Source organism: Paenibacillus sp. ACRRX, from assembly GCF_022346885.1.
Lineage (GTDB): Bacteria > Bacillota > Bacilli > Paenibacillales > Paenibacillaceae > Paenibacillus_B.
Map to the genome: position 1 here is coordinate 1 of NZ_JAKRNK010000015.1, position 7,556 is coordinate 7,556.

2 protein-coding genes are annotated in these 7,556 nt (G+C 36.1%); both read left to right on the forward strand.

Translation table 11 applies throughout. The features are described from left to right. Positions 1-208 precede the first annotated feature (208 nt). Positions 209-2,215: a non-ribosomal peptide synthetase gene (locus MH117_RS25770; RefSeq protein ID WP_239333928.1), complete on the forward strand. Its 2,007-nt coding sequence runs from the start codon at positions 209-211 to the stop codon at positions 2,213-2,215. A 53-nt stretch (positions 2,216-2,268) separates the two neighbouring features. Then, complete coding sequence (locus MH117_RS25775; protein WP_239333898.1) at positions 2,269-7,551, forward strand: non-ribosomal peptide synthetase; 5,283 nt, start codon at positions 2,269-2,271, stop codon at positions 7,549-7,551. Positions 7,552-7,556 lie beyond the last annotated feature (5 nt).

Genomic DNA, 7,556 nt, shown 5'->3' on the forward strand with positions numbered 1-7,556 from the left:
GCTTAAATACTAACTCCATGAATAAACTATACGTGACATAATTATGAATATATAATCAGATAATCATAAATTATTTAAGTTTTAAATGAAGAATCATTCTTCGTTTATTTAAATACTTTTTTGTTTCCCTAGATAAGTTCTATTCTAGAGAAACAAGATTAATAATATGGTCCAACTAGAAAACTTAAAGGAGTTGTCTTATTTGTCTATGTACCAAACACTGGTAGAACTGATTCAATCGTTAAAGGAGGTTGAAGACAGAGGAATTACATTTATACATTCTCGGGCTATGGAAGTCTTTGTTTCGTTCAAAGAGTTATACGAGAATGCACTGAAGACTTTATTTAAGCTACAGGAAAGAGGTTTAAGTCCAGGCACAGAACTAATCTTTCAGATCGAAGACAATCAGGACTTTATTACTGTATATTGGGCTTGCCTTATGGGTAGAATCATTCCTGTTCCTTGTACGGTTGGTAGTAACGATGAGCAGAAGGAGAAGTTACTTCGCATTGTAGGTATAATGCACAGTCCCTTCATGATTACAACTTTAAAGAGATGGGATGACCTAGCATCTTATATAGAGAAGAAGTACTCCTTTGAAAAAGGATACAATATGACAGAAAAAACAATTTTTTTAGATGACTTAGTCGGAAATACAGAAAAAGGGGAATTACATTTTCCTGAACCATCAGATATTGCTTTTATTCAATTTTCATCAGGTTCGACAGGCATACCTAAGGGGGTTGTACTAACTCACCATAACATTTTAGTTAATATCACCGACACTATAGAATATTTAAAAACTACTTCTAATGATTGTTCAATAAATTGGATGCCACTCACTCATGACATGGGTTTGATATCAAATCATCTCAGTAGTATGCGTGCAGGTATCCAACAATATATTATGACACCCACCCTATTTTTGAAAAGACCATTATTATGGCTTGAAAAGGCATCGGAACACGGTGTAACGCAATTATATACTACAAATTTTGCACTTAAACTCATTATTTCATCTTATGCTACTAAGAAAATAGACGAAATAAATTTATCAAAAGTTCGTACAATTCTAATTGGCGCAGAACCTATTTCTGCGAAGCTGTGTAATCAATTCATTGATGATATGAAGGGATATGGTTTAGATCCACTTTGTATGCTACCAGCATATGGGTTAGCTGAGGCTACTGTGGGCGTAGCAGGACATGAGTTGGGTAAACCAATCAAGGTAACGTATATAAACCGCAATAGTATGTCTATTGGCCATAAAATAACAAAAACAGAAGATAGCGATATTAATTCTGTCTCTTTTGTGGAAATAGGAACATGCCTTAATAATACAATGATTCGCATATGTGATGCAGAAGGGAATGTACTAGATGATCAAATTATAGGATATATTCAAATAAAAGGAGATAATGTTACAAGTGGCTATTATAACAATCTAGTAGCAACACAAGAAATTATTTTAGATGATCATTGGTTAAATACAGGTGATCTTGGTTTTGTTGATGCTGGAAAGCTAACAATAACAGGAAGAGTTAAGGATATTATTATTATTAACGGTCAAAACTATTATGCACATGACATTGAACGTATTGCGGAAGGTGTTAAGGGAATCGAACTCAATAAAATTGTTGCTGCAGGTGCTTACAATAATGAATCACAAAAAGATGAACTTATTTTATTCGTGTTGCATAGGGGATTACTAGAGAGCTTTGTTCCTCTCAGTATAGCATTGAAAAAATATATCAACAGACAGATTGGAATAGAAGTAAAACATGTTGTTCCTGTTAGGAGTATTCCAAAAACTACAAGTGGAAAATTACAACGTTTTGAACTTCGGGATAACTATCTAGGAGGGAATTATTCTGAAATATTATCTCAATTGGATACTATTATAGGATCTTGTGAACAGCCTCCATTTGAACCACAAACCCCACTTGAAAAGAAATTGCATCGTATGTGGATAAACGCACTCGAGGTGAATGCAGTGGGGATGAATACCCCATTCTTTGAAGCTGGTGGTGATTCCATAAAAGCGATAAAGTTGATTGAAGAAATTAATTCTACTTTTCAAATCGATCTAGAAGTCACTTCTCTAATGGATGGTGCTCCAACGCTTCGATCAATGGCATACCTTATTGAAGAAAAAGAGAGTGGCCGAACTCAAAAGGTCGTACAAGATAGCCTACAAATTGAATTTGAATTATAAACTGAATGATTAAAAGAGAAACATGCCATATCTATATTAAAAGAGGTGTGAGAATGTCAGTTTTCGACAGTATTTCGGATAGAGATCAATCTAATATATATTGGAAACAAAAGCAGGGGGAATCTATCAACCAAATAGAAGCCTCATTTTATACCAGGGTAAGTTCTTCGCAGTATAAATACTCTAATATGAAGACTCTATTGGAAAAAGAAACAACAAAAACACTAAAAGGGGTTTGTAAAAGCAACCCTGCATCGTTGTTTGTACTACTGCAAACTGCATTTAAAGTAGTGTTGTGTGCCTGTTACTCACAAAAAGGAGTAATGATAGCCGCACCGTTAATGAAAGGAATAAAAATTCAAGAAAGTAATCATGTGAATGGCATTGTTTTGTATGACACGATTGTTACAGAAGATAAGTTCAGCGATTTGCTACTAAGTGTAGCGAAGACCACAAAAGATGGTTATCGACATCATCAATTTTTTGTAGGTAATGTAGGGGAACACAGTGACTTCACATTTTTTAGCGAGTATGGTTTTAAAAATATACTAGCTTTAAGTTCTATTCATAATCTATATGATGTTGAGTATTTGCAACAGTCGATGAAAGGTGAGCTTGCAATTTATGTAGAGGATAGTGAGTATGAGTTAAGCTTAAATTGTATTTATCTCCAAAATGAAATTGCAGAGGGCCTAGCTTTAAAAGTAACGGAGGCCATGACGTACACACTTAACTTTATTGTGGACAACTTAGATATATCGGTTATTACTTTAATTGAAACAATTAAAGAAAAATACTTTTTAAGCGATAAACCATTTTCCATATCTTCATTACCAACAGATCAGCATCATTTATATCACCCCTTTCCATTGACTGAAATTCAAATGGCTTATTGGCTGGGACGAAACAAAGAAATTGAGATGGGTGGATTTTCTACACATGGTTATTTTGAGATTAAAACAAAATTTGATATTCAAAGATTAAATAAAAGTTTTCTCAAAGTAATTAATCGACATCCAATGCTCAGAGCGGTTGTACTGGAGAATGGGGAACAATGTATTTTGAATGAGGTAAATCCTTATGTGATAGAAACGATTGACCTAACATGCATGAATGAAACTGAACGTCAAATATATTTGGAACAAGAACGTGAACTTATGTCACATTATGTATTTGATGTCGCAAAGTGGCCGTTATTTGATTTAAGGGCATTTAAATTAAACAAAAATGAACATCTATTGTGTATGGGCTGGGATGTCATGATGGTAGATGGAGCTAGCATGGAGATAATAGGAAGTGAACTGTTCCAATACTATAGTAACGATGATTTGGAGTTACCGGAAATCAAGTATTCTTTTAGAGACTATATTTTATCCCAGGAAAGGGTAAAACAAAAAAGAGCACACCGGATGGCTGAATCTTATTGGCAAAGCAAAATAGAGGACTTTCCATTATCGCCGATGTTGCCTGTTAAGATGGACCCAAGTAAAGTCCAAACACCTACCTTTATTCCCATCTCCAGGAGAATCGATCCTCATGATTGGAAGCGCTTAAAAGAGGCTGCTCGTTTAAATAAAGTAACCGTCTCTAGCGTCTTATGTTTTGCGTATGCTAAGGTACTTTCTTATTGGAGCAATCAAGCAAGACTAGGCTTGAATCTGACTGTATTTAATCGCTCTCCCCTACATACTGATGTCCAGCAAATTGTTGGTGATTTTACATCATTAGTTATGTTGGACATAGATTTAACTCATGAGATACCAATAATGGATCAAATTAGACAATTGCAAACAACACTATTACTAGGATTACAGCATAGACACTATGATGGCGTTAAATTTCTAAGAGATCTTGTTAAGTATCATGGAGTAAAGTCCAAAGTTATGATGCCAATTGTGTTTACCAGTATGCTTACTAATGAGACGAATGAAGGATGGGAGATGATCGGAGATACTTGTTGGGAAGTGTATCAAACACCACAAGTATATCTTGATAACATAGCTGTCGAAAGAAATGGCGAACTGCATTTGCTATGGAATTATGTCAGCCAACTGTTTGAACATAGAGTTATTGAAACGATGTTTTCGCAATATATTGATCTTTTGAAGCAAATCGCACATGAGACAAATGATCAACATGAATTGTGTTTAGACAAATATAACATTGATATGATCGAAAAGTATAATTGTACAGAACAGCTATACACCCCTACAACATTAAATGATTTGTTTACCAAACAGGCAAGCCGAAGTCCACATAACACAGCCGTCATTCATAATAATAAATCCATTACTTTCGAACAACTGGACATGATGTCAAACCAAGTAGCTCGCTATTTACAAAAAAAAGGAATAGCGACTGGAGATAGAATAGGAGTAATTGCAGAAAGAACAATAGAGACAATTGTTAATGTAATTGGCATTATAAAAACTGGCGCAGCTTATGTTCCTATAGATCCAAAGTACCCTGAGGAAAGACGCAGCTATATTATGCTGAACAGCGATTGTAAGATGCTTCTTGCTCCTAGTTTATATCACAGTATCAAACTGAGGGAAGAAGATCACGATAATATTCAAAGTTCTGTAGGTCCGGAGGATATTGCTTATATTATTTATACTTCAGGAAGCACAGGTAAACCTAAGGGAGTTGTAATATCTCATGGTGCAGTGTGTAATACAATCTTGGATATCAATCAAAAGTTTGATGTATGTGAAGATGATCGTATTATAGGACTGTCGTCTTTATGTTTTGATTTATCTGTGTATGATCTATTTGGAGCACTTAGTACGGGGGCTGCTTTAGTAATAATAGATGACCAAAGAGATATACGTAACGTCCTTGATACAGTTAAGAGAGAGAAAGTAACAATTTGGAATTCCGTGCCGGCGATATTGGACCTAGCTCTAGAACAGATTAATTCAGAAGCAATGGATTTGAATAATACCATACGTTTGGTACTGCTAAGTGGCGATTGGATTCCTCTTTCATTACCGCAAAAGATCAAACGTTATTTTCAAGGAAGTGAGGTTATTTCCTTAGGTGGAGCTACTGAAGCATCAATATGGTCTATTTATTATCCAATTATTAATGAAAATATAACGTGGAAAAGTATACCTTATGGCATGCCATTAGCAAATCAATCTTTTTATGTTTTGAATAATAAGAGTCAAATATGCCCTGTTGGTGTTGCAGGTGAACTTTATATCGGTGGCATAGGATTGGCGGATGGTTATTTTGCAGATCAAGAGAAGAGCCGTAGTTCATTCATTCAGCATCCGAGTTTAGGACGCATATATCGGACTGGAGATTATGGACGTTTGCTTCAAGAAGGTTATATTGAGTTTCTAGGTAGAAAAGACCACCAAATTAAAATTCGCGGTTATCGTGTTGAATTAGGGGAAATTTCTAGTGTACTGTTACAGCACAATTTAATAAGCCAGGCTGTTGTCCTCGATAGGGAGGATTCGCAGCGTAAAAAATATTTGTGCGCTTATATAGTAGCTTCAGAGTTAATGGATCTGACTGATTTGCGAGAATACATGAAAAAGAATCTGCCAGATTATATGGTCCCACAATATGTGGTGCAATTAGAGGAGATACCACTTACTCCTAATGGAAAAATTAATCGTAATGAACTTCCCGATCCCGATTATCAATCAGTTGAAGATCATTACGAGGCGCCGAGAGATGAAAAAGAACGGCAATTAACAGCTATATGGGAGAGAGTACTTGGTACGAATAATATAGGGATTAACGACAACTTCTTTGAAATTGGTGGAGATTCCATATTTAGCATTCAGATTATTGCGCAAGCAAATCAAGCAGGATTGCAACTTAATCTACAGCAAATGCTGAAGCATCAAACAATTGCTGAGCTTGCCCAAGCAGCAACACAGATCAACCAGAATAAGGTTGAGCAAGGGGAAATAACGGGTGATGTTCCATTAACACCAATTCAGTATTGGTTTTTTGAGCAAGAGCATCCAGATTTCCATCATTGGAATCAATCGATGTTTTTAATCCCCCGGGAGCGACTAGATATTAATTTATTCTATGAAGCACTTCAAAAGATTGTTCAACATCATGATGCTTTACGTATGCGCTATGAAATTTCACCTGACGGATCATGGAAACAGACTAACCATGGCGTGGGAGAAGAAGTTCCGTTAGAGGTAATTAGTCCCGATGGATTAGTGGGACCAGATTGGGAACAACGAATCCAGGAAATCGTTCAGGTTCGACAAGCAAGTCTAAATCTACAAAACGGACCATTAATGCGAGCTGTGTATTTTGATGAAGGGTTGTCCTCCCCTGGAAAGTTATTTCTGGCAACTCATCATTTAGTGGTAGATGGAGTGTCATGGCGGATCATGTTACAAGATTTACAACAAGTATATGAACAAGGTAAAGATGGAGTACCTTTAAGACTCCCTGCCAAGAGTACCTCATTTAAAACATGGGCTGAACAGTTAAATGATTATGGTCGAACAAAAGTTTGCCTTGATGTGAAAAAATACTGGGAGCAACAGTCTAACAAGAGATCAGGAGACATTCCGAAGAGGACTGTTAATGAGGTAGTAACAGAAGCAAGCACCGAGCAAGTGATTGTGGTATTAAGCAAAGAGGAAACGAGTGCATTACAGGATGCTCAGGTTACTTTTAAGGCAAGCATGAATGAAATACTACTAGCGGGGTTAGCGAAGGCGATCACCAAATGGACGAAGACGTCAGATCTTACTATTAATGTAGAAGGCCATGGGAGAGAAGAAATTATGGAAGGCATAGATATATCTCGTACAGTTGGTTGGTTTACGAGTCTGTATCCTGTGTACCTGCGGATGGAAAATGAGCAGCCATTGCTAGAAGTATTAAAAATGGTCAAGGATGAGATTCGACGTATCCCCAACAAAGGAATAGATTATGGGATATTACGGTATTTAAATTCTCACTTTAAACCGTTGTTAGAGAGGCAGGAAAAACCTGCAATCAGTTTTAATTATTTAGGCAACTTCGATCAACTATTTTCTTCTACATCAATGTTCGTTAAGAACCTAGCATTTAATGAATCTAATTTTGCTGGTTCATCTAAACGATTGCACATTATTGATGTTGTAGGGGTCATACTCGAAGAAAAGCTGCACCTCATATGGATGTATAGCCACAAGCATTATGAAGATTCGACGATCCATAATATTGCAGAGCAAATGAAAGAGGGAATTTTATATTTGAATCAATCCGAGAATAAACATTGTGCATATACCGTTTCCGATTTTCCAGCAGCAGGCATATCAAAAAAATCGTTAGATATGGTAATGACAAAGCTATTAAAGAAATGAGGACT

What these genes read in the sequence shown, in the direction of transcription:
- MH117_RS25770 (WP_239333928.1), top strand. Translation starts at nt 209, where the DNA reads ATGTACCAAACACTGGTAGAACTGATTCAATCGTTAAAGGAGGTTGAA.
- MH117_RS25775 (WP_239333898.1), top strand. Translation starts at nt 2,269, where the DNA reads ATGTCAGTTTTCGACAGTATTTCGGATAGAGATCAATCTAATATATAT.